The organism is Cedecea sp. Ae19-4, assembly GCF_059801165.1.
In genome coordinates this window covers 588,414-613,485 of sequence record NZ_JBCHWG010000002.1, presented here as the reverse complement: position 1 = coordinate 613,485, position 25,072 = coordinate 588,414, and the positions used below count along the sequence as shown (strand labels likewise).

Here is a 25,072-nt window from a genome sequence, read left to right as displayed (position 1 = left end):
TCCTTATGATCGTTGTGTATGAAAATATACAGCGATCATTTCCCCGCGCCCAGCGCTTTTAAGGGGTAGATCTTACTCCGCGAGCAAACTCGCCTTGCCCCCACCAAACGACCAGTCCTCAGCCTTGTTATGGCGAATGACGACCATAACGTCGTTGGGCTGAATGCCCGGTGACTCGGCAAGTTGATCGGTAATGACCCGGTAAAAACGCTGCTTCATCTCAATACTTCGTGGCTTACCGGCCGTTATCTCAATCAGAAGCCAGTCATTGCTGCGCGGCCCCGCCATATAGTGACGATCAAACCGCAGCGCTGATTTATCTTGCTCATGAAAAACCTGAAACAGATCTGCCTCCGGCACATCAAATGCCTCCACCAGCGCCCGCTGTATGCTGGATGAAACCGCCGCCAGCCAGGCCTCCGTTTTTCCTTTTAATAAGGTGACATGAAGTACCGGCATTTATTGCTCCTCCCGACGACATCCGACGATCAGCTTATCCAGTACCTTTAGCGCACTGTGGGCGGCAGGCCAGCCCGCATAAAAAGCCAGATGGGTGATCAGCTCGCTTAACTCCTCATCGCTGACGCCATTTTTGCGCGCTAATTCGAGATGAATAGGCAACTGTTCAAGCCGGTACAGCGCCAGCAGCGCCGCCACGGTGATCAGGCTGCGATCGCGTTTATTCAGTTCCGCTCTTTCCCAGATATCCATGAATAACAAGTCGTTGCTCATGCTGGCAAGTTTTGGCGCCCGGCTCAAAACCCGTTGAAAGTCGTGTGATGTTTCGCCCATGAAGCCTCCCGGCTGTTGTTGACAACCTGAGCATACTCATTAAGTATCATTCTAAAAATCAGATATTTTTTAACCAATAATCCTGATTTTCAGGACAATAACTATGACGAATTTAGATCTCGACGTTCTCCGCACCTTTGTGACCGGCATGGCGCTCGGCAGCTTTGCCCGGGCAGCGGACCGGCTGGGGCGATCGACCTCAGCGGTCAGCGCCCAGTTAAAGAAACTGGAAGATCAGGTCGGAACGCCGGTCGTCAAAAAATCAGGCCGGGGCCTGGCGCTGACACCAACCGGCGAAATTGTGTTGAGTTATGCGAAACGCCTGCTGGAGCTGAATGATGCCGCAATGGCTGCGGTGGGCGACACACAGCTGAGTGGGCTCTTACGGGTAGGGTTTCAGGAGGATTTTGGTGAGGGCTTGTTAACCGATGTTCTTGGGTCATTTAGTCGCGCCCACCCTGCCGTCATTCTTGAGGCACGTATCGCACGAAACGCAGAGCTGGAGTCCGCCCTCAACCATTCGCAGCTGGATTTGGCCTTACTCTGGCAAACGCCATCGGCCTCCGCAGAGAATGAGATCGGTAAAATTCCGCTGCACTGGATGGGCATCCCCGAGCAGGTAGAGGCATGCCTCGCCAATGGGCAGCCGCTACCTTTAGTGGTTTTTGATGCTCCCTGTATTTTACGCCGTCACGCCATTGAGGCACTGGATTGCGCAGGGATCCCCTGGCGGATAGCCTTTACCAGCAGCAGTCTGAACGGCCTATGGGCAGCGGCGCGAGCCGGGTTAGGCGTGACGCCAAGAACGCAGGTAGGCAAACCAGCCGATCTCCCGGTTGTCCAGACGCTTCCCGCTCTCCCTTCATTAGGCATTTGTCTACCAAGAGCCTCATCTGAACCTAATCCGATTCGGGATTGCCTGGCAGACATTATTGAAAAACAGGTGGGCGTTTTTTGCCGTTGAAGCTGAACAAGCGCCAGATTTACGGGCAAAAAGTGCAACCCCAGTTGCCAATCAATGTCCTGGGGTAATTTTTTGTTGTTAATTATTTCTATCCAGCAAAACCTGGTCTGTCCAGACCGTTTTAATACGCAAAATTAGGCCTTTCAGGGGGCTTTTTTTCCTGCCATTGCCAATAGTTGAGAGATCGGATGTCTGGATACCCGTCAAAAGAGTCTTCAATTCATTGATTTTAAATTAAAAAAATCGATAAAAATAAATGATTGAGCGGGGGGGTAAAAAGCCATATATTGGCGGCGTTTTATGCACCCTAACCGATACCTATACTCTGGATAATTCGAGTTTCAACTTGAAGCATGACGAGTATTGTTTACTTAATTCAGCCGCTGCGCTCATGCCGACGGTTGTAGGAGAGATATGATGACGGATAAAGTCCGTATTGATACTTTAGATGCAAAATCTGCAAACGCTACCAACGAAACCTATTTGGCACGACAGGCTGAATTCGAATCGAATGTCAGAAGTTACCCGCGCAAATTACCGTTCGCTATAGCCAAAGCCCAGGGCGCCTGGATCATCGACGTGGAAGGTAACCGCTACCTTGACTGTCTGGCCGGTGCGGGCACGTTGGCGCTTGGCCACAACCATCCTGACATCCTGCAAAGCATCCAAAACGTCATTACCAGCGGCTTGCCGTTACATACTTTGGATCTGACTACGCCGTTAAAAGACGAGTTCTCAGAATACCTGCTCTCTTTACTGCCGAGCCAGGGTAAAGAGTACTGCCTGCAGTTCTGCGGCCCATCCGGCGCGGACGCAGTAGAAGCCGCTATCAAGCTGGCGAAGAAACACACTGGCCGCAGCGGCGTAATCAGCTTCTCCGGCGGCTACCACGGGATGACCCACGGCGCGCTGTCCGTGACCGGCAACCTGTCTCCGAAAGCGGCCATCAACGGCCTGATGCCGGAAGTACAGTTCCTGCCATACCCGCACGAATACCGCTGCCCGCTGGGCATTGGCGGCGACGCGGGCGTGAAAGCGCTGACCTATTACTTCGACAACCTGATCAACGACGTTGAAAGCGGCGTGCGCAAACCTGCGGCCGTGATCCTCGAAGCGGTTCAGGGCGAAGGCGGCGTGAACCCGGCGCCTGCCGAGTGGCTGCAGCGCATCCGCAAAGTAACCAAAGAGCACGGCATCGTGCTGATCATCGATGAAGTTCAGGCTGGCTTTGCCCGTACCGGCAAGCTGTTCGCCTACGAACACGCTGGCATTGAGCCAGACATCATCGTGATGTCCAAAGCCGTTGGCGGCGGTCTGCCGCTGGCCGTATTGGGCCTGAGAAAAGAGATCGATGCCTGGGAACCTGGCCACCACACCGGCACCTTCCGCGGCAACCAGCTGGCAATGGCCACCGGCCTGACCACCCTGAAGTACCTGAAAGACAACAAAGTCGCAGACAAAGTTGCCGCTCAGGGCGAATGGCTGAAAGGCAAACTGTACGATCTGCAGAAACGCTACCCGGCTATCGGCCACGTTCGCGGCCTGGGCCTGATGCTCGGCATTGAGATCGTGAAGCCAGAAGAAGCACAGGATCACATGGGTTGCTACCCGGCTGACGGCGCGCTGTCTGCTCTGATTCAGAAAAAATGCTTCGAAGCGGGCCTGATTCTGGAGCGCGGTGGCCGTAACGGCTGCGTGCTGCGCCTGCTGCCGTCCCTGCTGATCAGCGACGACGAGTTGGAAATCTTCCTGAGTAAATTTGAAAAAGCCTTGTTAGCCGCTGGCGCAAAAGCTGTCTGACTGGAGTAATAAATATGTCCCGATCTAACCCGATTCTGGCCTCCTCTGCCCAGAGCATTGAGGAATACCAGCAGGCGATCGCCCAGACCAGCCAGGCCGTAGTGGAATGGCTGCAGCAGCCCCAGATGTACCAGGGCAAAACCGTCGCCGAGCTGAAAGAACGCATTCAGCTCGACTTCAATCCTCAGGGCCTGGGCAACCAGGTCGCGATTGAACGCGCGATTGAGTATTTCTTAAAAGACAGCCTGCTGGTGCATCACCCGCAGTGCGTGGCGCACCTGCACTGCCCAAGCCTGGTGGTTAGCCAGGCCGCAGAAGTGCTGATCAACGCCACCAACCAGAGCATGGACTCCTGGGACCAAAGCCCGTCGGCGACCATCATTGAGATGAAGCTGATCGAATGGCTGCGCGCGCAGGTCGGTTATCAGCCTGGCGACGCGGGCGTGTTCACCAGCGGCGGGACCCAGAGCAACCTGATGGGCCTGATGCTGGCGCGTGACGCTTACTTTGCGCGCCAGGGCCACTCTGTCCAGCAGGACGGCCTGACCGGTGATATCCGCAAAATCAGAGTACTGTGCTCTGAAAATGCCCACTTCTCCGTGCAGAAAAACATGGCGCTGATGGGCATGGGCTACCAGTCAGTCACGCTGGTGAAAACCGATGAGTTTGCCCGCATGGACGTTACCGACCTGGCGGCTAAAATCGCCCAGGCGCAAGCGAACGGCGAGCAGATCATGGCTATCGTCGCCACTGCCGGTACGACCGATGCAGGCGCTATCGACCCGCTGAGCGACATCGCGAAGCTGGCCGCAGAGCACCAGATTTGGGTACACGTTGATGCAGCCTGGGGCGGCGCACTGCTGCTGTCCGAGAAGTATCGTGATTACCTGAACGGCCTGGAGCTGGTGGATTCCGTTACCCTGGACTTCCACAAGCAGTTCTTCCAGACCATCAGCTGCGGCGCGTTCCTGCTGAAAGATGCTCGCCACTACGAGCTGATGCGCTACCAGGCGGCATACCTGAACTCCGAGTTCGACGAAGAGCAAGGCGTACCGAACCTGGTGTCCAAGTCGCTGCAGACCACCCGCCGCTTTGACGCTCTGAAGCTGTGGATGGGCCTCGAAGCGCTGGGCCAGAAACAGTACGCTGAAATCATCGATCATGGTGTGACCATGGCGAAGAATGTGTCGGCCTATGTGGCTGACCACGCTTCTCTGGAGCTGGTGATGCAGCCTCAGCTGGCGAGCGTGCTGTTCCGCTTCCGTCCGGCAAGCCTGGCTGGCCGCAGCGATGCGGAAATCGCGCTGCTGAACCAGAAAATCGGTGATGCGCTGCTGGAGTCTGGCCGCGCGAACGTTGGCGTGACCGAGCATAACGGCGTGACCTGCCTGAAGCTGACCCTGCTGAACCCAACCGTCACCCTGGAGGATGTCAAAGTCCTGCTGGCGCTGGTGGAGAAAACCGCAGAGCCGCTGCTTAACGCGTAATTTTTTGCGAATGAATAAAAGCCGGTCGCGATCCCTCGCCGCCGGCTTTTTTATTGCTTTGAGTTCTCCAGCCTGAGCTGGCGGCGAATAAATTTCGCCACTTCTTCCACCAGCTCTCTGTCTTCAGGCGTTCCCATAAATCCACCGTGCGGCATCGCCTCAAAGACGTGCAGCTCGGCTTCAACGTTCGCTTTTCTCAACACCCGGTGCAGCCTCACCGCATTCGACAGGAATAAATCCCGCGTGCCGCTTTGAATCATTGTTGCCGGGAAACCACGGGTAAAATCGCCAAACAGCGGCGAAAGATAAGGATGCGTTAACCCAGCCCCCGCGGCATAAAGCAGGTTGTTTTCCCTCAACGATCCCGGCAGTACCACATCCACAAGTTGGTTCACCTGGAAGCTGTCGCCGGACTCGGTCAGATCTGCCTCCGGGGACAGCAGCACTAAGGCGCCTGGCAACGGCAAGCCTTCATCAAGCGCCCGCAGCACCATCGCAGCGGCGAGATTCCCACCAGCCGAACGCCCGGCAATCACGATATTTTCCGGGGCATATTGCTCGAGCAGGTAACGGTATATGGCCAGGCAATCATCCAGCGCAGCCGGATAAGGATGCTCGGGCGGCATTCGGTAATCGACGCTATAGCAACGAAGCCCATACTGCACAGCCTGGGTGCTGGCACTGGCCTTGCAGGCTTCCCCCCCGCCAAAGGTAAACGCCCCGCCGTGCAGATCCACCAGAACGTGATGTTCCGAAGCCAGCGCGCCTGGCGTGGCAATATGCACCGTAGCCTGCTCAATCTGCAGTGTTTGTGGGTCCGGCTCATCGCTCGCTGGCCGGGATTTCATGGCTTCGGCATACCAGGCCGCCGAAGTGGCCTGAATCTGTTTCCAGGCTTCACCGTCGGTGTGGGATGGCATCGCAAAGCGCGCGTTGTGGGGCATGCCATGCTCATCAACCTGGCGGCGCAGAGCGGCCTGCGCTTCATCGCTGATGGAATCAGGGAACGGGATAATGTGCTCGGGGCGCAGAACGCCATCAATTTTGTCTGTCATTGCCTGACCTGTGATTAGTGTCTGTCATCGGGAACGCCTTGCATCTGAGCGGCCAACTAATGTTGGCAGGGTATTTTTAATACAAATTACAGCATAATAGCGCGATAAAATAATTATAAAGGAAGTCGTTCATTACATGAAAATTAGTGCACCGTTAAGACTATATCTTGGCCTACCAAAAGATATTTATTTTATTGCGTTAGCAAAATTTGTGCTTGGCTTAGGCAATTTTATTATTCCTTTTATGATCTTGCTGTTAACGCAAAAACTGGGCTATTCAACTACGGTTGCCGGAAGCCTGGCAATGGGTGTGACTGGACTATATTTGCTAGGTAATCTTGTTGGAGGAAAGTTATCTGACACCTTTGGGCATAAAAAAATCATGCTGTGGGGCGAAGTTTTTGGCTCTTTGGTTTTAATTATCAGCGGTTTTTTCGCCGACTGGCACATTGCCGTGCCTGCTATGTTATTCATGAGCTATCTCTTTTTCGGTATTGCTCTACCGGCAAGTAATGCCCTTGTGGCCGATCTTTCAACCCCGGCCAATAGAAATGCGGTTATGTCTTTAAGCTACCTCACTTACAATCTGGGTTCAGGTATAGGCCCGGTTCTGGCAGGCTATCTCTTCTGGAACCATACGGACTGGATATTTTGGGGAAATGGCATCGCGGGCATTATTGGTGTATTGATTGTTTTATTTGGTGTCAGAAACAAAGAAAAGCCTGAACGCTTTGAGGAAACTGGATATTCTGATCTTGAAAAAGCAACTGAAGGCTCGGTATGGCAAGTATTTAAACAGCGACCTCATTTACTTATCTTCGGCGTACTTTGTACCTTACTCTGGCTTTCATTACAGCAATTAACCATGACCACCCCGCTTTATTTAAGCCATATTTTTGGCAAGCAGGGCCCCATTTTATATGGTCAGTTGATGACCTACGCCAGCATTCTGGTGGTGATCATCACGCCATTAATCATCCGGCTGACCGCCAGAACGGATGATATGAAAAGTCTGGCGCTGGCCGGATTCTTGTTTGCACTGGGTTACCTGTTAGTCCTGGCAGACAAATCCGCGGGGGTGCAGTTTATTGCCTGGAGCTTCCTGACCGCAGGTGAAGTGCTGCTTATCACGAAAGAATCTGTTTACCTGGCGAACAACTCGCCGAGCAGCCATCGGGGGCGAATCAGCGGAGTACTTTCAACCATGCGGAGTTTTGGCCTGATGCCCATGTATGCCGTGATGGGTGCCTATATCGATACCTTTGGCTATCTCAGCACCTGGCTATTGATAGTGGGAGTCTCAACAATGGCCGCGATGTTGTTCTTACTGCTGGCTGCCTGGCAAAACGGCCGCCAGCTTTCGCTGGATAGAGAGTAGCGTGCGCCGCCTGATCCAGCCGCTGGCCGGACGAATGAGCATCCAATAGAGAGCGAACAGGGCTTTCACGCGCGGCGTTGGGCAATAGACAAAGGTTTCGGTACGTAATACCGCCGAGCCGTTGTTCTCAGGCGTGACATCAAAGCGCAAGACCAGCTTAGCCGCGCGTGAGTCAGCAAAATGCTTGAAGGCTTCGGCATCTTTCAGAGACTCGACGTCAAGCAACGGTCGCCAGAAACGCCCGGCCAAACCAAAAGAGACTTCCTGGCTGCTTTGATGCAGCAGAGTGAAAGAGCCAAACCCGAAGGTATCGGCTGGTTCCGTGCTCTCTGACTTAAACAACGCCCGGCGCAGGCGGCGAGGGAGCTGGCGCAAACGGAGTAGCCGACGGATAACCGGATCGTCTTCCATATTCAGCGCCAGAACGGCCTGAATAATGGCTTCAGGCGAACCTTCAATAGGCGGGGAGAGATGCTTTTCATAAAAGCTAAATGAAGGCAGCCATGGCGTGGCGTCCGCCTGACGCCGACACGCTCTCTCACTGACAAAACCTAAAAATGTCACGGTATCTTCCTTATCCGAGGGCCGCCTGTCCGGCAGATTTCATGCCGCCATAATAGAAAAAAACCCTGCGAGGCAGGGTTTTATTTGTTCGTCACGTACAGGGTTACACCCTGAGGGGATCAGAACGGGATATCGTCGTCGAAATCCATTGGCGGTTCGTTAGATGGCGCTGGCGCGCTCTGCTGCTGCGGACGAGACTGTGCGCCGCCGCTGAACTGGTTGCCGCCCTGTGGCTGCTGAGGCTGACCCCAACCGCCCTGCTGCTGGCCGCCGTTGCCGCCTGCCGGAGCGCCGCCGCCCTGACGGCCGCCGAGCATCTGCATGGTGCCGCCCACGTTAACCACAACTTCGGTAGTGTATTTTTCTACACCAGCCTGGTCGGTCCATTTACGGGTTTGCAGTGCGCCTTCGATGTAAACCTGAGAGCCTTTACGCAGGTATTCACCGGCCACTTCGGCCAGTTTGCCGAACAGCACCACGCGGTGCCACTCGGTTTTTTCTTTGGTTTCGCCGGTTTGCTTATCACGCCAGGACTCTGACGTGGCCAGTGTAATGTTGGCGACAGCGCCCCCATTTGGCATGTAGCGTACTTCCGGGTCCTGACCCAGATTCCCAACGAGAATCACCTTGTTTACGCCTCTGCTGGCCATGTTCGTGTCTCCTGAAACGTTTTTAAATAGTCTAAACCGGGGATTCTACACTATGCCACCCACAATGTTTATAGCTGCGAGGGACATTCCAGAATGTCGGCTAAGTATAGCTCGTTTCATTAAAACACTGGATATTCATTCAGGTTTTATTGTGTCATAATTAGCCGTTTCTGGCCGTCGGTTGTACCTCTATACATACCAGGCGCATGCAGTCATTATTCCGGGAAAGGTGAATGGATAAGATCGAAGTTCGGGGCGCCCGCACCCACAATCTCAAAAATATCAACCTCGTCATCCCGCGCGACAAACTGATTGTTGTCACCGGGCTTTCGGGTTCAGGCAAATCCTCGCTGGCATTCGACACCCTGTACGCGGAAGGGCAGCGTCGCTACGTTGAGTCCCTTTCGGCTTACGCGCGTCAGTTCCTGTCGCTGATGGAGAAGCCGGACGTCGACCATATCGAAGGGTTGTCTCCTGCGATTTCTATTGAACAGAAATCCACGTCCCATAACCCGCGTTCCACCGTCGGCACCATCACGGAAATCCATGACTACCTGCGTCTGCTTTACGCCCGCGTAGGCGAACCGCGCTGCCCGGATCACGACATCCCGCTCGCGGCCCAAACCGTCAGCCAGATGGTGGATAACGTGCTTGCGCAGCCGGAAGGCAAGCGCCTGATGCTACTCGCGCCGATCATTAAAGATCGCAAAGGCGAACACGCCAAAACGCTGGAAAACCTGGCCAGCCAGGGCTATATCCGGGCGCGCATCGACGGCGAAGTCTGCGACCTGTCCGATCCGCCAAAATTGGAGCTACAGAAAAAGCACACCATTGAAGTGGTCGTCGACCGCTTTAAGGTACGTGAAGACATCGCCCAGCGCCTGGCCGAGTCGTTTGAAACCGCGCTGGAGCTGTCCGGCGGGTCTGCCGTTGTCGCCGACATGGACGATGAAAAAGCGGAAGAGCTGCTGTTCTCCGCCAACTTTGCCTGCCCGGTCTGCGGCTACAGCATGCGCGAGCTGGAACCGCGCCTGTTCTCCTTTAACAACCCGGCCGGTGCCTGCCCGACCTGCGACGGCCTGGGCGTACAGCAATATTTCGATCCCGATCGCGTGGTGCAAAACGGCGAGCTGTCGCTGGCCGGTGGCGCTATCCGTGGCTGGGACCGCCGTAACTTCTATTACTTCACCATGCTGCGCTCGCTGGCCGATCACTATAAGTTCGACGTGGAAGCCCCGTGGAACGAGCTGAGCGACGCGGTGAAGAAAGTTGTGCTGCACGGCTCGGGCAAAGAAACAATCGAATTCAAGTACATGAACGACCGCGGGGACACCTCCGTGCGCCGCCATCCGTTCGAAGGCGTGCTGCACAACATGGAGCGTCGCTACAAAGAAACCGAATCTTCCGCCGTGCGCGAAGAGCTGGCGAAATTCATCAGCAACCGCCCCTGCACCAGCTGCGAAGGGACGCGCCTGCGCCGTGAAGCGCGCCATGTATTTGTAGAAAATACCGCGCTGCCAACGATTTCTGATATGAGCATCGGCCATGCGATGGAATTCTTCCAGAACATGAAGCTCAGCGGCCAGCGGGCGCAAATCGCGGAAAAAGTGCTGAAAGAGATCGGCGATCGCCTGAAGTTCCTGGTGAACGTCGGCCTGAACTACCTTTCTCTCTCCCGTTCGGCAGAAACGCTGTCCGGTGGTGAAGCCCAACGTATTCGTCTGGCAAGCCAGATTGGCGCCGGGTTGGTTGGCGTGATGTACGTGCTGGATGAGCCGTCCATCGGCCTGCACCAGCGCGATAACGAGCGCCTGCTGGAAACGCTGATTCACCTGCGTAACCTCGGCAACACGGTGATTGTGGTTGAGCACGACGAAGACGCCATTCGCGCCGCCGACCATATTATCGATATTGGTCCAGGCGCGGGCGTGCACGGCGGCCAGGTGGTCGCGGAAGGCACCATGAAGGATATTATTGCGGTGCCGGAATCCCTGACCGGGCAGTTCCTCAGCGGCAAACGCGAGATTGCGGTGCCGAAACAGCGCGTTGCTGCCGATCCGTCAAAAGTGCTCAAGCTCTCCGGCGCGAAGGGGAACAACCTGAAGGACGTCACGCTGACGCTGCCGGTGGGGTTGTTTACCTGTATTACCGGGGTATCCGGCTCCGGCAAGTCGACGCTGATTAACGACACGCTGTTCCCGATTGCCCAACGTCAGCTAAACGGGGCGACAATCGCCGAACCGGCACCGTACCGTGAAGTTCAGGGCCTGGAACACTTCGATAAGGTCATCGACATTGACCAAAGCCCGATTGGCCGCACACCTCGTTCCAACCCGGCGACCTACACCGGCGTGTTCACCCCCGTGCGCGAGCTGTTTGCTGGCGTACCGGAAGCGCGCTCGCGCGGCTATACGCCGGGGCGCTTTAGCTTCAACGTTCGCGGCGGGCGCTGCGAAGCCTGCCAGGGCGACGGCGTAATCAAAGTCGAAATGCACTTCCTGCCGGATATCTACGTGCCGTGCGACCAGTGCAAAGGCAAACGCTATAACCGTGAAACGCTGGAGATTAAGTACAAAGGCAAAAGCATTCACGAAGTGCTGGATATGACCATTGAAGATGCCCGCGAATTCTTCGACGCCGTTCCGGCGCTGGCACGTAAGCTGCAAACGCTGATCGACGTGGGCCTGTCCTACATTCGGCTTGGCCAGTCGGCGACCACGCTGTCAGGCGGTGAAGCACAGCGCGTTAAGCTGGCGCGTGAGCTGTCTAAGCGCGGCACCGGCCAGACGCTGTATATCCTCGATGAGCCGACCACCGGCCTGCACTTTGCGGATATCCAGCAACTGCTGGAAGTGCTGCATCAGCTCAGGGATCAGGGCAATACCATTGTGGTGATTGAACACAACCTCGACGTGATTAAAACCGCAGACTGGATTGTGGACTTAGGGCCGGAAGGCGGCAGCGGCGGCGGCGAGATCCTGGTCTCCGGCACGCCGGAAACCGTCGCCACCTGCGAAGCTTCTCATACCGCGCGTTTCCTCAAGCCATTGCTGAAGTAGTCAAACCGACAATTGCTGCCTGACCTGCTCAGGCAGCAATGCCACCGCCTGCTGATACGAAGCATCCACCAGATAATAAATTTGCGAACCGGGCAGCGAGCCGTCCAGGTAAAGCGTGCTCCAGTGCGCCTTATTCAAATGGGCGCTGGGGAAGACGTCCTGATGCTGCTGGCGCAGAAGGTCTGCCAGATCGGGCGTGGCTTTGAGGGAGACTGCCGGGCGCTGGTTCTCCGCATGCACCATGGCAAACAGCACATCGCCGACTTTGATTTGCGTGGCCTTCCAGTCGCTGTGCACGCTCTGCTCTGCGCCGGGTTTTTTCATGCAGTACTCTAAAAGATCCGAATGGGTCATCTTCATTTCCTCGTCCTGAACGTTTACCGGAAGCATTCGCGGCAGCATTAAGTGTGCGCCAAAAGCGGATAACAGACGAGGGAATTGATTAAAAAAACGGCAGACAATTTATGTTAGCTGCCGCTTTTCTGGCCGGGATCAGTATTCGGAGTTGACGATAACCTCTTCGCCAAACGAGCCTGCTTTCGGCAGCGGCTGGTAGCTGGAGTTGGAGGCTCGCAGGATACGAATGCCGCGCGCGCCGACGTCCTGAGCCGCGGTGATGTCGTTGTCTGAATCGCCGTAGAAGATTTTGATTTTCTTCTCTTTCAGCCACTGCGTTTTGGTGTTCTGGCCTTCTTTATCGCCGGCAAAGATCACCGGATTGACGCTCGGCTCCGGGATCAGGAAGTCGTTTTGCAGGGTTTTGGTGACGGTTTCGGTTTTGGTCTGGCTGCGTCCGGTCACAAAGTACACGCTGTCGCCGCGCTTGAGGTGCATGGTGATCAGGCTTTTTGCCACCTCTTTAGGCATGCTGAAGTCATCCCAGCCGTTGTTCATCTTTTCCCAAAAAGCCGGGTTTTTCAGGTAGTCCTGCTTACCCGGCGAGAACTCTTTTTGCCCGCGATAAAAGCCCGGGCTGGAAAACAGCACGGTATCGTCAATATCAAACCCGACGGCGATAGGCGCGCGGCCAAGCAGGCTATTTTCAATTTGTGCCACGGAAACCCAGTGGATTGGCACCTGTTGCGCCAGTTGCGCCACGGTGACGCCAGGATTCAGCGGAGCGGGGGCGGATTCGGTTGCCAAAGCGGCATGATTGAAGCCTGCCAGCAGGCAGACGGCACTGAGTGCCAGGGCGATCTTACGCATTGTTTTCCCTTTATTTTCTGTTTTTAATCGTTGTTAAAATGAGCAGCCTTGCCATAAAGCCTTCCGACCATACCTGCCGGGGACCGATCGACAAAGTTTTTTTTCAGTTTTATGTCAGAGAAAATAGGCAGGGTCACAGAATAGAGCAGGAATTTCCTCTCCCAAACGGGAGAGGAAAAAGAGAACATGCGGTAACTAAATAAAGTTAGCGAGCACTTACATCACTGCAGCGAACGCTTGCGCCACGCGCTGAACGTTGCTGTGATTAAGCCCGGCAACGCAGATACGACCGCTGGTGAGCAGGTAAATGCCAAACTCATCACGCAGGCGGTCGGCCTGAGCCGCGCTTAGCCCGGTGTAGCTAAACATGCCGCGCTGTTTCACCAGGTAATCAAAGTTGCGCCCCGGCACAGCTTTAGTCAGCACTTCCACCAGCACCTGGCGCATTTCCAGAATACGCACGCGCATGGTTTCCACTTCCGCAATCCAGCTCGCTTTCAGCTTCTCGTCATTCAGAACGGTCGCCACAACCTGCGCCCCAAAGTTCGGCGGGCTGGAGTAGTTGCGGCGCACGGTAGCTTTGAGCTGACCCAGCACTCGCCCTGCGACATCACTGTCTTCGCAAACTACGGAAAGCCCGCCCACGCGTTCGCCATAGAGAGAGAAGATTTTAGAGAAGGAATTGCTGACCAGCATCGGCTGCCCGGAGGAGGCGATGGCGCGGATGGCATAGGCATCCTGCTCCATACCCGCGCCAAAGCCCTGATAGGCGATGTCGAGGAACGGGATCAGGTTGCGTGCTTTAAGAATTTCCGTGACGGCATCCCACTGGCTGTCGGTGAGATCCGAGCCGGTTGGGTTGTGGCAGCAAGGGTGCAGCAGCACGATGCTAAGTTCAGGCAGCGTATTCAGTTTTTCCAGCAGCGCCTCAAAGCGCACGCCGTTGGTTGCGCTGTCGAACCACGGGTAAGTATTCACGGTGAAACCCGCGCCTTCAAAGATGGCGACGTGGTTTTCCCAGGTTGGATCGCTGACCCATACCTGTGAATCAGGGAAATAGGTTTTCAGGAAGTCAGCGCCAATTTTTAAGGCACCGGACCCCCCGAGCGTTTGCACGGTGGCAATGCGACCTTCCACCAGCGCCGGGTGGTTAGCACCAAACAGCAGCGGCGCGATGGCGCTACGATAGCTGTTCATGCCTTCCATCGGTAAATAGAGAGAGGCGCCGTGAGCGTGCGCGTTCAGGCGAGCTTCTGCTTCTGCCACGGCCTGTAACTGCGGGATCACCCCGTCTTCATTGTAATAGAGGCCGATGCTGAGGTTGACCTTGTCGCTGCGCGGATCGACTTTAAAGCGTTCCATGAGGGAAAGGATCGGGTCGCCAGCATAGGCGTCAACTTTTTGAAACACGGTGAGGTTCTCCTGGTTTACAGTTCGCGGATTTCCACTGTAAACCAGGCGAGGACACTCAGTCCAGATACTTCATTGTTACCCTTGAAGTCAGGCGAGTGATAAGTTCGTAAGCACTTACATTCGAATATTCGGCGATGCGTTCGACCGGCAAACCTTCCCCCCACAGCACTGCACTATCGCCCGGTTTATCGGCGGCATCCGGGCCTAAATCAACGCAAATCATGTCCATGGCAACGCGCCCCACAATGGGCACTTGGCGACCATTGATCAGCACCGGCGTGCCGGACGGCGCGCTGCGCGGGTAGCCGTCACCGTAGCCCATAGCCACCACGCCAAGGCAGGTGTCACGCTCGGCAGTCCAGGTCCCACCGTAGCCGACCGGCTCCCCGGCTTTATGGCCGCGAACCGCGATCAGGCTTGAGGTTAAAGACATCACCGGCTGGAAACCAAAGTCTTCACCCCACGGCTTTTGTTCCAGCGGCGAAACGCCGTACAGGATGATGCCGGGGCGAACCCAGTCCATATGCGAGTCGGGCCACAGCAGAATGCCGCCCGAGGCGGCGATAGAGCGCTGCCCCGGCTTGCCTGCAGTGAAAGAATTAAAGATATCGAGCTGGCGCGGGGTGGCGTCGGACTCCGGCTCATCGGCACGGGCAAAGTGGCTCACCACGTTTACCGGCTGGCTGACGTTTTTGCAGGCGGCCAGGCGCTGATAGAAAGCTTCGGCCTCTTCCGGGCGCACGCCGAGGCGGTGCATCCCGGTGTCCAGCTTCATCCAGACGGTGATGGGCTGGCTGAGATCGGCCTGCTCTAGCGCTTCCAGCTGTTGAATGCTGTGGATCGCCGTCTGGAAGTTCTGGGCGGCAATCGTCGGCAAGTCTTCAGGATTGAAGAACCCTTCCAGCAGCAGAACGGGTTTAGTGATGCCACCTTCCCGCAGGCGCAGGGCTTCTTCGAGGCGGGCCACGCCGAAGGCATCGGCGTTTTCTAAGGTGCGGGCGGTCTCCAGCAGACCATGCCCATAGGCGTTTGCTTTCACGACTGCCACCAGGCGACTGTTCGGAGCCAGTTCGCGGAGGCGTTGCAGGTTGTGTCGCAGAGCGCGGCGGTTAATGACGACGGTTGCCGCTTGCATGTTCGTTCCTTGCTCAGTGTTTGGATTAAATGCTACCCATCCTCTAAATCATTCAGGTCACAGCAAGGCGGCAAAATAACTCAGCCCAATGAGCTTACTAAAGTAAGTGGTTCGGGTATGAGTGCAGCCCACGCCGCTGTGGCTTGAAGGATGACGAGGATTTTTATTCTTCGTCGTACTGCGGCCCGGCATAGTTATCGAAGCGTGACCACTGGCCGTTAAAGGTCAGGCGTACGGTACCGATCGGGCCGTTACGCTGCTTACCGATGATGATTTCCGCGATACCTTTCAGGTCGCTGTTTTCGTGGTAAACCTCGTCGCGATAGATAAACATGATCAAGTCGGCATCCTGCTCGATGGACCCAGATTCACGCAGGTCAGAGTTGACCGGGCGTTTGTCGGCGCGCTGTTCCAGGGAGCGGTTAAGCTGCGACAGCGCCACCACCGGAACCTGAAGTTCTTTTGCCAGCGCCTTGAGCGAGCGGGAAATCTCGGCGATCTCCAGCGTACGGTTGTCGGACAGCGACGGCACGCGCATCAGCTGCAGGTAGTCAATCATGATCATGCTTAAACCTTCATGCTCACGGTAGATACGGCGGGCACGGGAGCGCACTTCGGTTGGCGTCAGGCCAGAAGAGTCATCAATGTACATGTTGCGCTTCTCGAGCAAAATGCCCATGGTGCTGGAGATACGCGCCCAGTCCTCATCGTCCAGCTGGCCGGTACGGATTCGGGTCTGGTCCACGCGCGACAGCGACGCCAGCATACGCATCATGATCTGCTCGCCGGGCATTTCGAGGCTGAAAATCAGTACCGGTTTGTCCTGCAGCATGGCGGCGTTTTCGCACAGGTTCATCGCAAAAGTGGTTTTACCCATCGACGGACGAGCGGCCACGATAATCAGGTCAGAGCGCTGGAGGCCCGCTGTTTTCTTGTTCAGATCCTGGTAGCCGGTATCCACCCCCGTGACGCCGTCGTGCGGCGTCTGGTAGAGGGACTCAATTCGGGAAACCGTGGCTTCCAGGATCTGGTCGATGCTTTTCGGGCCTTCATCTTTGTTAGCGCGGTTTTCGGCAATCTGGAAAACGCGGGATTCTGCCAGATCCAGCAAATCTTCACTGGTGCGCCCCTGCGGGTCGTAGCCGGCATCGGCAATTTCATTGGCGACCGCAATCATTTCACGCACAACCGCACGTTCGCGCACGATATCCGCGTAAGCACTGATGTTCGCCGCACTTGGCGTGTTTTTAGAGAGTTCCGCGAGATAAGCAAAACCACCGACGCTCTCGAGCTGCCCCTGGAGCTCCAGGGATTCAGAAAGCGTAATCAGGTCGATGGGTTTGCTCATTTCGAGCAGGCGCTGCATTTCGGTAAAGATCATGCGGTGCGGACGGCTGAAGAAGTCGTTAGCGACCACGCGCTCGGCGACGTTGTCCCAGCGTTCGTTATCCAGCATTAAACCGCCCAACACCGACTGCTCCGCCTCAAGCGAGTGCGGCGGCATCTTCAGCCCTTCTACCTGACGGTCGCGGGGTTCTTTCGGTTTGTTGAAGGGTTTATTTCCTGCCATAGTGAGGGAGCTACCAAATTCATAGTGAGAGACCGGGAAGTATAACCATTCTTGTCACTCTTCGACACAAGGAGTTTCCATGGCAACGCGCATCGAATTTAGCCAACACGGCGGGCCAGAAGTATTGAAAGCCTTTGAGTTTACGCCGAAAGATCCGGAGGAGAACGAAGTTCAGGTTGAGAATAAAGCGATAGGTATTAACTACATTGATACCTATATCCGCAGCGGGCTCTATCCGCCACCGGCGCTCCCGAGCGGGCTGGGTACCGAAGCGGCTGGCGTTGTCAGCAAGGTCGGCAGCAAAGTCACTCACCTGAAGGTTGGCGATCGCGTTGTTTACGCGCAGTCTGGCCTGGGCGCATACAGCAGCGTTCACAATGCGCCAGCCGATAAAGTCGCTAAAATCCCGGATGCTATCTCTTTCGAACAGGCAGCAGCTTCTTTCCTGAAAGGCCTGACCGTGTTTTACCTGCTGCGTAAAACCTACGAAATTAAAGCCAATGAAACCTTCCTGTTCCACGCGGCGGCGGGCGGCGTGGGCTTAATTGCCTGCCAGTGGGCGAAAGCGCTGGGCGCCAAACTGATTGGTACCGTCGGTTCAGCACAAAAGGCCGATCGCGCTTTGCAGGCCGGGGCGTGGCAAACCATCAACTATCAGCACGAAAATATCTCTGAGCGCGTCAAAGAGCTGACCGGCGGCAAGAAAGTGGCAGTCGTGTATGACTCCGTCGGGAAAGAGACCTGGGAAGCGTCGCTGGATTGCCTGCAGCGCCGTGGGCTGATGGTGAGCTTTGGTAACTCTTCCGGGCCTGTGACCGGCGTGAACCTGGGCATTCTGAACCAGAAGGGATCGCTGTACGTGACTCGCCCTTCTCTGAACGGCTATCTCACCACCCGCGCCGAGTTCGATGAAGCCTGCCACGAGTTGTTTTCGCTGATCGCCAGCGGCGCGATTAAGGTGGATGTCGCGGAAAACCAGAAATTTGCGCTGAAGGATGCGGTGCTTGCACACCAGACGCTGGAGAGCCGTGCCACGCAGGGTTCAAGCCTGTTAATTCCGTAACCCTTTTAAAATTCAGAAAGAATTAGGGCTTCCCGGAGGAAGCCCTTTCTTTTTTGTTCGTGCTGTATGTAGGGTACAGCGCGATGAATTCTTGTTACTGCAAAAGAATAGTCGCAGATTTAATAAGTAAAAGAAATGACGCCACCGGGATTAAGTTCAGGCTTGTGATCGGCTCCGCAATACCTGAATTCTCCCGGTGGCCTTAAGGCTAAAGCTGGCGCTTATCGGCAACCAAAGACAGCGCGTGTTCAACCACTTCAATGCCTGCCCCGGCTTTATGAGCGTTTTCGCTTAAGTAACGGCGCCACTGACGCGCGCCCGGTATTCCCTGGAATAAACCAAGCATATGCCGAGTTACATGGCCCAGGTAGGTGCCGTTTGCCAGTTCGCGTTCAATGTATGGATACATCGCTCGCACCACGGCAACGGGATCGCTGTCCGCAACATCTGCCCCGAAAATTTCGCGGTCAACCGTCTTCAGCAAGCCCGGGTTTTGGTAAGCCTCGCGCCCGACCATCACGCCATCGAGATGCTCGAGGTGGGTTTTCGCTTCTTCCAGCGTCTTAATCCCGCCGTTAATCGCCATGGTGAGCTGCGGGAAATCACGCTTGAGCTGGTACACGCGCGGGTAATCCAGCGGTGGAATTTCACGGTTTTCTTTTGGGCTCAGGCCAGAGAGCCAGGCTTTACGCGCGTGGATGATAAACATCTCGCATTCGCCCTTGCCTGCCACCGTGCCAATGAAATCGCAGAGAAATTCGTAGCTGTCCTGATCATCAATGCCGATGCGGGTTTTTACCGTCACCGGAATAGAAACCACATCGCGCATCGCTTTAATACAATCGGCAACCAGCTGCGCTTCACCCATCAGGCAAGCACCAAAGCGCCCGTTCTGCACCCGGTCAGACGGGCAGCCCACGTTCAGGTTAATTTCATCGTAGCCGCGCGCTTCGGCGAGTTTCGCACAGTGTGCCAGCGCCTGAGGATCACTGCCGCCAAGCTGCAGCGCAATCGGATGTTCTTCTTCGCTATAGGCCAGATAGTCCCCTTTACCGTGGATGATCGCCCCGGTGGTCACCATTTCGGTGTACAGCAGCGTGTGGCGGGACAGCTGACGCAGGAAATAGCGGCAGTGGCGATCGGTCCAGTCGAGCATCGGCGCAATGGAGAAACGGTGCGGCTGGAAAGGAGTCTGGTTGCTTTGTGAGGACATACGTTTACGCAGGCTACGATTAAAAAAGGGTCGTTACTATAGCATAAAGCAGCGCCGGGGCATCAGGCTGCCCCGGCATTCAGCATCAGAAGGCCACGCTCAACTGCGCCCCCGCGCCCCAGGTTTGGTCTTCGCCGTACAGGCCCATCAAATCGATATTGACGTGTTTGCCTGCCGCGAACCCCACCCCGCCGGTAAAGACGTTGCTGTCATTGCTTTTCACATCCGCACGATAGCCGGCACGCAACGCCAGCCAGGAAAGCGGCCTCACCTCAGCGCCAACACCCACATACTGAGAGTTGGCTTCGCTTTTAAAGCCTTTGGTTTCGGTCAGATCGCCGTCCGCGCTCAGGGTCACCAGCTCGTTATGCCAGGCTACCCCGGCGGTCACCAGCGGGCTGATTTGCCAGGTATCTTTGTAGTTCCGTACTTCGCCGGTACGTCCGTTAGTGATGCGAATATCTTTCGTGTCGATATCGCGGGACACCAGGTTCTGGCCGCTCAGGCCGACTGTCCAGTTCTCGCCAAAATCGGCCGCCACGCCTGCGTCAAGGTTGAATCCAGTGTCATCGTTGCGGTACTGACTGTTCTTCCAGTCGCCGCTGCGATAGTCGTAAATGGACGTGGTGTAGTTATACAACCAGGTCTTCTGCAGCTTAGGCGTGACGCCAACTGACACCGGCACGCCGCTAACGTCAAACTTGTGGGCAAGAGCAATCCCATAATCAGAAACAATGGCCGCGCGACCGGAAGCGGTCGAGTTCAGGTTACGGGTAATCTGACCGGAACCATTTTGCAGCGCATCAAACGCCACCTCTCCCGCTACCGCACTGGAGTTTTGGATACTTCGCAGGTAATTGATGTCGTTCTGATCGATATCAGAGCTGACTTTCGCTCGGGCGTAAGCTTTAGTGACGAAAGCCACGGAGAGAGTGTCATTTGGGATGCTAACCGCAATCCCCGCGGCGGCTTTGGCCCTTGCCGTATCGCCCCGCAAATCTTCGAGTTCCCCTGCTAAATCTCCTGCTGCGCTGCGAAACTGATTTAACGTTCCGTTCGGATTAAAAAGAATATCCCGCAGCGTCAACGACCCAATAGATTGTTTATAGTTATCAACTTTGTCGCTGATGCCGTCGATGCGATCCTGAAGGTTGTCTTTATCCGTTATTTGCGCCCCGACAGACGGTAAAATAACGGTAATATTGTCGTCTGGTTTGGACCGGGCTAATAGCGCCGGGTTGATTAATACGCCGCTGCCATAATTAGCCGAAGCCACGCCGGTGCCCCCCATCGCATCGTTTCGCGCTTCGGACCAGGTCCCTGCTGCCCCGGCCTGATGGGCAATAAAGAAGGTTGCGGCGAGTGTCGCCACCGAAGATTTTATTTTATTCATTCACAGCACGCCTGTCTGATTGTCAGATGAAGTAATTCGCCCCTGACAGTTATGACTGAACAGAGGCAGACTATTGCTGTGAATAGCGCGATAAAAAGATGGATATTTGAACCATCAGGATCCCAGATATATCCTTAGGGTTAACGTCTTATTGTTCCATGCTAATTAATTTATAGTTTACCCTTCGGCTTTCGTGAAGGAAGACCGTTGTGCGGGCCAAAGAATTGAGGCGGATGATCTATCCAACGGTCCTGCCGCTGCACGGCATAAGACTGATTTAGCGGGTAATAAATTTTATTTTCGGCTTTATTCGCTTCACCTACGACTAATAGCCGCACATCCTGTTCGGTATTATTAATAAAGGTATGGCAAATGCCGGTTCCGGCAGGAAATCCCACGCTATCGCCCGGCTCGAGCGCCCAAAGATGACCGTTGATCCACACTTCGGGGTGCCCTTCGAGCACATACGCAAACTCTTCTTCGCTGCTTTCCGCGTGGGGATAAGAGGTTCTGCGGCCGGGAGGAATACGCTCATGGTGAATCCCAAGGCGGTTTAAACCGAAATTACGGGCCAGAGGAGCGCCAATAGAAAACAGCTCCGCGCTGTCCGGGTAAGTTGCGTCATCCTCGCCTTCCAGCTCGCGCCAGTGACGAATACAATCAGGTTTTTGCATCACTTCCTCCTGGGTAGATAGGGTCAGTATGTACCAGGATTCGGCGTTTTATCCGCATTATGGTAAAGTATTGCGTCAATGACCGGGAGAGGCTGATGGATACCACAACTTCGCAAAACGTGTTAGCTCAGGCTGAAAAGCTCTGCCTGCAACGCAATGTACGCCTGACGCCACAGCGTCTCGAGGTTTTGCGCCTGATGGCCGAGCAAACCGGGGCCATCAGCGCTTATGATCTGCTGGATCTCCTGCGCGTTAGCGAGCCACAGGCTAAGCCTCCAACGGTTTATCGCGCGCTGGATTTTCTGCTGGAGCAGGGTTTTGTGCACCGCGTGGAATCCAACAACAGTTACGTGCTGTGTAATTTTATCGATCATCCAACCCACTCTTCCGCCATGTTTATCTGCGACAGATGTGGGGCCGTAAAAGAGCAGGCCGCTCAGGGTGTGGAAGATATTATGCAGAAACTGGCGTCCAAAATGGGGTTTGCCCTGCGCCATAACGTGATTGAAGCCCACGGATTGTGCGCTGATTGCTCGGAAGTTGAAGCCTGTAGCCACCACGGCGCCTGCGATCACGATCATTCAGTGCAGCCGAAGAAAAAGCGTTAAGAGGGAGTGGTACATCCCTGTACCCGGGCAGGATTGGTCTTACTTACTGATTAGCACATTTGAGGGTCCGCCAGATTACCAGCGGTAATTGCTCCCGGACTCCCAGTCCTTCACTTCTTTCTCTGCCTGGTCTTTGGCGTAGCCATAGCGTTCCTGGATTTTACCCACCAGCTGGTCACGCTTCCCTTCGATGACGGTCATATCGTCATCGGTCAGCTTACCCCATTTCTCTTTGATCGTACCTTTGAACTGCTTCCAGTTACCGCCGATTTCGTCCTTATTCATCATCATCTCCTCATCGTTCGGTTTAGATTTTCGCATCCGGGCTGCAGGATGCTGACTTTCTGGAACACACCCACTGTCTGCTGGATGTAAAGGTAATTGTAGACAAGGATTCCGAGTTACATTTAAAACTCAGAATCTTTAACCATTCTTAAAAGCGATGGAACGCTGATTCCTCGTCTTAGAAACGAGAAATCAGCACGACAGGAGCAGGGTTAACGAAGGCCAGGAGGTTCGATCAATGGCCGCCCGATGTAGCGAACCAGGTGTTATTACGCCAGTGGCGCCGCCAGATGACGCCCAGCGACAGGCCACGCAAGGCCAGAAACACCGCCAGAGACAGCCACAGGGCGTGGTTACCCCACAAAGGCAGCGTAAACATCGTCACGCCAAAGCCCAGCGCCGCAACCGCCATGCTGTTACGCATTTCGGCACCCCGCGTCGCGCCGATAAACATACCGTCCAGCAGGTAACACCAAACGCCCACGACCGGCAAAACAACCTGCCAGGCAAGGTAATGATTTGCCAGAACACGAAGCTCCGGCAGGGAGGTAAGCAGCGCGACAATTTGCTCCCCAGCAAAAGCATAAATAGCGGCAAATGCTATCGCAACCAGCCCCGCCTGCCTGCACGCAGCCCCCCAAACTTCGAGCAACTGCCCACGGTTACGCGCCCCGTAAGCCTGCCCTGAATGGGCTTCTACGGCGTAAGCAAAACCGTCCAGCGCATAGGCGGTAAAGGTCAACAGCGTCATCAGCACGGCGTTAACGGCAACAATTTCGCTGCCGAGACGCGCACCAAAAATGGTGATTGAAGCAAAGCAAATTTGCAGCAGCAGCGAACGCAGCATGATATCGCGGTTGAGGGCCAGCAGCTTGCGTAAGTCCCCTTGCCAGGCCGTTTTGAGACGAGCCCAACTGATGCCCCGCAGCTTCAGTACCTTCCGCACCATCACCAGGCCGATGATAAACGTCGCATATTCGGACACCGCCGTGGCCAGCGCCGCCCCCTGCACGTTCATGTGCAGCCCCATCACCAGCCAGAGGTCGAGCACGATATTAATCAAATTGCCGACGACCAACAGGATGACCGGCGCCCGCGCATACTGAACGCCCAACAACCAGCCTAACAGCACGAGGTTAGCCAGTGAGGCCGGGGCGCTAAGCCAGCGGATCTCCAGGAACCGCCTTGCCTGATCCAACACCTCGTCATTGCCGCCAACAACGTGCAGCGCAAGGTTGATCAGTGGATAACGCAGGACCACGATAGCCAGCCCGGCTATCATCGCCAGCATCAGGGGTTGAACCAGTGCGCGCGCCAGCCGCTGTGGATCGTTCGCACCAAACGCCTGTGCCGTTAACCCGGTGGTGCTCATGCGCAGAAAAAGCAGCAGCATAAAGAGGAAACTGGTCGCCGTGGCGCCGATAGCCACCCCGCCAAGATAGGTCGGGCTATCAAGATGGCCAATGACCGCCGTATCGACCAGGCCCAGTAACGGAACGGTGATATTGGAAAAAATCATCGGCAGCGCAAGCCGCCACAGCGCACCATCCGTTGACGAAAAGAATCGCATGGGAATGATCCAGAGGAAAAAAGAGAGGTGTTTAAGGCAGGTGGCACGGCAGAGTTACCGCACCACCGGAAGAGGTGTTACAGCCATTCACCGTTGCGGATCACCCCGACGGCCAGGCCTTCAATGCTAAAATTCTGCTCGCGAAGATCGACCACAATAGGCTGGAATTCGCTGTTTTCCGGCAGCAGGTGCACGGTATTGCCCTGCTTTTTCAGGCGTTTTACGGTCACTTCATCGTCGATACGCGCGACAACGACCTGGCCATTACGCACGTCCTGGGTTTTGTGAACGGCTAATAAATCACCGTCCATGATGCCGATATCTTTCATCGACATGCCGCTGACGCGCAGCAGGAAATCGGCATTCGGCTTGAACAGAGAAGGGTCAACCTGGTAGTGGCCTTCGATGTGCTGTTGCGCCAGCAGCGGCTCACCGGCGGCAACACGGCCCACCAGCGGCAGGCCATTTTCTTCTTCAACCAGCAGACGAATGCCGCGTGATGCACCAGAAACAATCTCGATGGCACCTTTACGTGCCAGCGCTTTTAGATGCTCTTCCGCGGCGTTTGGAGAACGGAACCCCAGACGTTGTGCAATTTCGGCGCGCGTAGGTGGCATGCCGGTCTGGTTGATATGATCCCGAATGAGATCAAACACCTCTTGCTGCCTGGTAGTTAGTGCTTTCATTCCGCCCCCTGGGTGTTTATACAGTTATGCTGTGAGTATATACAGCCCCGGGCGATTTTGAAACCACAAATTAAGCAAAAAACCAGCGACTTAAACTGTTCTGGAAGGGCTATCGCAAATGTGACCAAAGCAAGGTGGCCCAGGTTGCAACCGCAAGGATAATCGCTATCAATACGGCGGCGGAACCCATATCTTTGGCTCGCCCTGAAAGCTCGTGGTACTCGGTGCCGACACGGTCAACCAGCGCTTCAATGGCGCTGTTGAGGATTTCGACAATCATCACCAAAACAACCGAGCCAATCAGTAAAATACGCGTGATGGGGTCCACGTCCAGCCAGCAGGCGATGATGATAGCGATGACCGCCGCTACGCCCTCCTGACGAAAGGCGGCTTCGTTGATCCAGGCCGCACGCAACCCCTTCCACGAGTAGCCTGCAGCCTTAATAATGCGGGTGATGCCGGTGGTATTATTCGCCATTCAAGGAAACCTTTTTAAATATTGAGCGT

Annotated in this window: 24 protein-coding genes; 7 read left to right on the top strand and 17 right to left on the bottom strand. The window is 55.4% G+C overall.

What is annotated here, in order from left to right:
• Positions 1 to 72: 72 nt before the first annotated feature.
• Both AAIE02_RS15655 and AAIE02_RS15650 read right to left on the bottom strand, forming a co-directional pair.
• Complete coding sequence (locus tag AAIE02_RS15655) at positions 73 to 459, bottom strand: tautomerase family protein (RefSeq protein WP_008455800.1); 387 nt, start codon at positions 457 to 459, stop codon at positions 73 to 75.
• Positions 460 to 792: a carboxymuconolactone decarboxylase family protein gene (locus tag AAIE02_RS15650; protein ID WP_498532865.1), complete on the bottom strand. Its 333-nt coding sequence runs from the start codon at positions 790 to 792 to the stop codon at positions 460 to 462. It lies immediately after the preceding gene.
• Positions 793 to 895: 103 nt separating this feature from the next.
• Between AAIE02_RS15650 and AAIE02_RS15645 the strand changes: the two genes are divergently transcribed.
• The 3 genes from AAIE02_RS15645 (at position 896) to AAIE02_RS15635 (ending at position 5,043) form a co-directional block, all read left to right on the top strand.
• Positions 896 to 1,756 (top strand): LysR substrate-binding domain-containing protein, encoded by an 861-nt coding sequence (locus tag AAIE02_RS15645; protein WP_336983326.1) that lies wholly within the window; start codon positions 896 to 898, stop codon positions 1,754 to 1,756.
• Between the two features lie 414 nt (positions 1,757 to 2,170).
• A complete protein-coding gene (locus AAIE02_RS15640; RefSeq protein WP_008455804.1) occupies positions 2,171 to 3,556 on the top strand; it encodes a diaminobutyrate--2-oxoglutarate transaminase in 1,386 nt (461 codons plus the stop codon).
• A gap of 14 nt (positions 3,557 to 3,570) precedes the next feature.
• Positions 3,571 to 5,043, top strand: coding sequence for a pyridoxal phosphate-dependent decarboxylase family protein (locus AAIE02_RS15635; protein ID WP_498532864.1), 1,473 nt, complete (start codon positions 3,571 to 3,573; stop codon positions 5,041 to 5,043).
• 50 nt (positions 5,044 to 5,093) lie between these two features.
• Here AAIE02_RS15635 and AAIE02_RS15630 read toward each other — a convergent pair whose 3' ends face one another.
• A complete protein-coding gene (locus tag AAIE02_RS15630; protein ID WP_498532863.1) occupies positions 5,094 to 6,098 on the bottom strand; it encodes an alpha/beta hydrolase in 1,005 nt (334 codons plus the stop codon).
• Between the two features lie 136 nt (positions 6,099 to 6,234).
• Between AAIE02_RS15630 and AAIE02_RS15625 the strand changes: the two genes are divergently transcribed.
• On the top strand, positions 6,235 to 7,476 hold the full coding sequence (locus AAIE02_RS15625; RefSeq protein ID WP_498532862.1) for an MFS transporter: 1,242 nt from the start codon (positions 6,235 to 6,237) through the stop codon (positions 7,474 to 7,476).
• On the opposite strand, the gene AAIE02_RS15620 is transcribed toward AAIE02_RS15625, so the two are convergent.
• Entirely contained in the window at positions 7,423 to 8,040 is a 618-nt protein-coding gene (locus AAIE02_RS15620; RefSeq protein ID WP_498532861.1) for a hypothetical protein, read from the bottom strand. The genes AAIE02_RS15625 and AAIE02_RS15620 overlap by 54 nt on opposite strands.
• Before the next feature lie 119 nt (positions 8,041 to 8,159).
• Positions 8,160 to 8,690 (bottom strand): single-stranded DNA-binding protein SSB1, encoded by a 531-nt coding sequence (gene ssb1, locus AAIE02_RS15615; RefSeq protein WP_008455813.1) that lies wholly within the window; start codon positions 8,688 to 8,690, stop codon positions 8,160 to 8,162.
• A gap of 233 nt (positions 8,691 to 8,923) precedes the next feature.
• Between ssb1 and uvrA the strand changes: the two genes are divergently transcribed.
• Entirely contained in the window at positions 8,924 to 11,749 is a 2,826-nt protein-coding gene (uvrA, locus tag AAIE02_RS15610; RefSeq protein WP_008455814.1) for an excinuclease ABC subunit UvrA, read from the top strand.
• Here uvrA and AAIE02_RS15605 read toward each other — a convergent pair whose 3' ends face one another.
• The 5 genes from AAIE02_RS15605 to dnaB all read right to left on the bottom strand — a co-directional run bounded on the left by AAIE02_RS15605 (position 11,750) and on the right by dnaB (position 17,073).
• On the bottom strand, positions 11,750 to 12,103 hold the full coding sequence (locus AAIE02_RS15605; protein WP_166993077.1) for an MmcQ/YjbR family DNA-binding protein: 354 nt from the start codon (positions 12,101 to 12,103) through the stop codon (positions 11,750 to 11,752). It lies immediately after the preceding gene.
• A 138-nt stretch (positions 12,104 to 12,241) separates the two neighbouring features.
• Positions 12,242 to 12,955: an acid phosphatase AphA gene (gene aphA / locus AAIE02_RS15600; protein ID WP_008455816.1), complete on the bottom strand. Its 714-nt coding sequence runs from the start codon at positions 12,953 to 12,955 to the stop codon at positions 12,242 to 12,244.
• A gap of 216 nt (positions 12,956 to 13,171) precedes the next feature.
• Complete coding sequence (locus tag AAIE02_RS15595) at positions 13,172 to 14,365, bottom strand: amino acid aminotransferase (protein WP_498532860.1); 1,194 nt, start codon at positions 14,363 to 14,365, stop codon at positions 13,172 to 13,174.
• Between the two features lie 58 nt (positions 14,366 to 14,423).
• Positions 14,424 to 15,503, bottom strand: a complete 1,080-nt coding sequence (gene alr / locus AAIE02_RS15590; protein ID WP_336983321.1) for an alanine racemase — start codon at positions 15,501 to 15,503, stop codon at positions 14,424 to 14,426.
• Between the two features lie 163 nt (positions 15,504 to 15,666).
• A complete protein-coding gene (dnaB, locus tag AAIE02_RS15585; protein WP_008455821.1) occupies positions 15,667 to 17,073 on the bottom strand; it encodes a replicative DNA helicase in 1,407 nt (468 codons plus the stop codon).
• A 79-nt stretch (positions 17,074 to 17,152) separates the two neighbouring features.
• Between dnaB and AAIE02_RS15580 the strand changes: the two genes are divergently transcribed.
• Positions 17,153 to 18,136 (top strand): quinone oxidoreductase, encoded by a 984-nt coding sequence (locus tag AAIE02_RS15580; protein WP_498532859.1) that lies wholly within the window; start codon positions 17,153 to 17,155, stop codon positions 18,134 to 18,136.
• 208 nt (positions 18,137 to 18,344) lie between these two features.
• Here AAIE02_RS15580 and dusA read toward each other — a convergent pair whose 3' ends face one another.
• The 3 genes from dusA to AAIE02_RS15565 all read right to left on the bottom strand — a co-directional run bounded on the left by dusA (position 18,345) and on the right by AAIE02_RS15565 (position 21,416).
• Positions 18,345 to 19,349 (bottom strand): tRNA dihydrouridine(20/20a) synthase DusA, encoded by a 1,005-nt coding sequence (gene dusA / locus AAIE02_RS15575; protein ID WP_166993065.1) that lies wholly within the window; start codon positions 19,347 to 19,349, stop codon positions 18,345 to 18,347.
• Between the two features lie 85 nt (positions 19,350 to 19,434).
• A complete protein-coding gene (locus AAIE02_RS15570) occupies positions 19,435 to 20,742 on the bottom strand; it encodes a conjugal transfer protein TraF (protein WP_336983318.1) in 1,308 nt (435 codons plus the stop codon).
• 170 nt (positions 20,743 to 20,912) lie between these two features.
• Entirely contained in the window at positions 20,913 to 21,416 is a 504-nt protein-coding gene (locus AAIE02_RS15565; protein ID WP_498532858.1) for a cupin domain-containing protein, read from the bottom strand.
• Between the two features lie 95 nt (positions 21,417 to 21,511).
• Here AAIE02_RS15565 and zur point away from each other — a divergent pair, with 95 nt between their 5' ends.
• On the top strand, positions 21,512 to 22,024 hold the full coding sequence (zur, locus tag AAIE02_RS15560; protein ID WP_008455832.1) for a zinc uptake transcriptional repressor Zur: 513 nt from the start codon (positions 21,512 to 21,514) through the stop codon (positions 22,022 to 22,024).
• A 75-nt stretch (positions 22,025 to 22,099) separates the two neighbouring features.
• On the opposite strand, the gene AAIE02_RS15555 is transcribed toward zur, so the two are convergent.
• The 4 genes from AAIE02_RS15555 to AAIE02_RS15540 all read right to left on the bottom strand — a co-directional run bounded on the left by AAIE02_RS15555 (position 22,100) and on the right by AAIE02_RS15540 (position 25,043).
• Positions 22,100 to 22,309 carry a CsbD family protein gene (locus AAIE02_RS15555; protein ID WP_008455833.1) on the bottom strand — a complete coding sequence of 70 codons (210 nt, stop codon included), beginning with the start codon at positions 22,307 to 22,309 and terminating at the stop codon, positions 22,100 to 22,102.
• 235 nt (positions 22,310 to 22,544) lie between these two features.
• On the bottom strand, positions 22,545 to 23,879 hold the full coding sequence (dinF, locus tag AAIE02_RS15550; protein WP_498532857.1) for an MATE family efflux transporter DinF: 1,335 nt from the start codon (positions 23,877 to 23,879) through the stop codon (positions 22,545 to 22,547).
• Positions 23,880 to 23,956: 77 nt separating this feature from the next.
• The gene (gene lexA, locus AAIE02_RS15545) at positions 23,957 to 24,565 is read right to left on the bottom strand and encodes a transcriptional repressor LexA (RefSeq protein WP_008455837.1); all 609 of its coding nucleotides are present in this window, start codon (positions 24,563 to 24,565) and stop codon (positions 23,957 to 23,959) included.
• Between the two features lie 109 nt (positions 24,566 to 24,674).
• Positions 24,675 to 25,043 carry a diacylglycerol kinase gene (locus tag AAIE02_RS15540; protein ID WP_008455840.1) on the bottom strand — a complete coding sequence of 123 codons (369 nt, stop codon included), beginning with the start codon at positions 25,041 to 25,043 and terminating at the stop codon, positions 24,675 to 24,677.
• Between the last annotated feature and the right edge of the window lie 29 nt (positions 25,044 to 25,072).

Bases quoted from the DNA above. Each gene is read 5' to 3' on its own strand.
- AAIE02_RS15655 (WP_008455800.1), bottom strand. From the start codon at position 459: ATGCCGGTACTTCATGTCACCTTATTAAAAGGAAAAACGGAGGCCTGG.
- AAIE02_RS15650 (WP_498532865.1), bottom strand. From the start codon at position 792: ATGGGCGAAACATCACACGACTTTCAACGGGTTTTGAGCCGGGCGCCA.
- AAIE02_RS15645 (WP_336983326.1), top strand. From the start codon at position 896: ATGACGAATTTAGATCTCGACGTTCTCCGCACCTTTGTGACCGGCATG.
- AAIE02_RS15640 (WP_008455804.1), top strand. From the start codon at position 2,171: ATGATGACGGATAAAGTCCGTATTGATACTTTAGATGCAAAATCTGCA.
- AAIE02_RS15635 (WP_498532864.1), top strand. From the start codon at position 3,571: ATGTCCCGATCTAACCCGATTCTGGCCTCCTCTGCCCAGAGCATTGAG.
- AAIE02_RS15630 (WP_498532863.1), bottom strand. From the start codon at position 6,098: ATGACAGACAAAATTGATGGCGTTCTGCGCCCCGAGCACATTATCCCG.
- AAIE02_RS15625 (WP_498532862.1), top strand. From the start codon at position 6,235: ATGAAAATTAGTGCACCGTTAAGACTATATCTTGGCCTACCAAAAGAT.
- ssb1 (WP_008455813.1), bottom strand. From the start codon at position 8,690: ATGGCCAGCAGAGGCGTAAACAAGGTGATTCTCGTTGGGAATCTGGGT.
- uvrA (WP_008455814.1), top strand. From the start codon at position 8,924: ATGGATAAGATCGAAGTTCGGGGCGCCCGCACCCACAATCTCAAAAAT.
- AAIE02_RS15605 (WP_166993077.1), bottom strand. From the start codon at position 12,103: ATGACCCATTCGGATCTTTTAGAGTACTGCATGAAAAAACCCGGCGCA.
- aphA (WP_008455816.1), bottom strand. From the start codon at position 12,955: ATGCGTAAGATCGCCCTGGCACTCAGTGCCGTCTGCCTGCTGGCAGGC.
- alr (WP_336983321.1), bottom strand. From the start codon at position 15,503: ATGCAAGCGGCAACCGTCGTCATTAACCGCCGCGCTCTGCGACACAAC.
- dnaB (WP_008455821.1), bottom strand. From the start codon at position 17,073: ATGGCAGGAAATAAACCCTTCAACAAACCGAAAGAACCCCGCGACCGT.
- AAIE02_RS15580 (WP_498532859.1), top strand. From the start codon at position 17,153: ATGGCAACGCGCATCGAATTTAGCCAACACGGCGGGCCAGAAGTATTG.
- dusA (WP_166993065.1), bottom strand. From the start codon at position 19,349: ATGTCCTCACAAAGCAACCAGACTCCTTTCCAGCCGCACCGTTTCTCC.
- AAIE02_RS15570 (WP_336983318.1), bottom strand. From the start codon at position 20,742: ATGAATAAAATAAAATCTTCGGTGGCGACACTCGCCGCAACCTTCTTT.
- AAIE02_RS15565 (WP_498532858.1), bottom strand. From the start codon at position 21,416: ATGCAAAAACCTGATTGTATTCGTCACTGGCGCGAGCTGGAAGGCGAG.
- zur (WP_008455832.1), top strand. From the start codon at position 21,512: ATGGATACCACAACTTCGCAAAACGTGTTAGCTCAGGCTGAAAAGCTC.
- AAIE02_RS15555 (WP_008455833.1), bottom strand. From the start codon at position 22,309: ATGAATAAGGACGAAATCGGCGGTAACTGGAAGCAGTTCAAAGGTACG.
- dinF (WP_498532857.1), bottom strand. From the start codon at position 23,879: ATGCGATTCTTTTCGTCAACGGATGGTGCGCTGTGGCGGCTTGCGCTG.
- lexA (WP_008455837.1), bottom strand. From the start codon at position 24,565: ATGAAAGCACTAACTACCAGGCAGCAAGAGGTGTTTGATCTCATTCGG.
- AAIE02_RS15540 (WP_008455840.1), bottom strand. From the start codon at position 25,043: ATGGCGAATAATACCACCGGCATCACCCGCATTATTAAGGCTGCAGGC.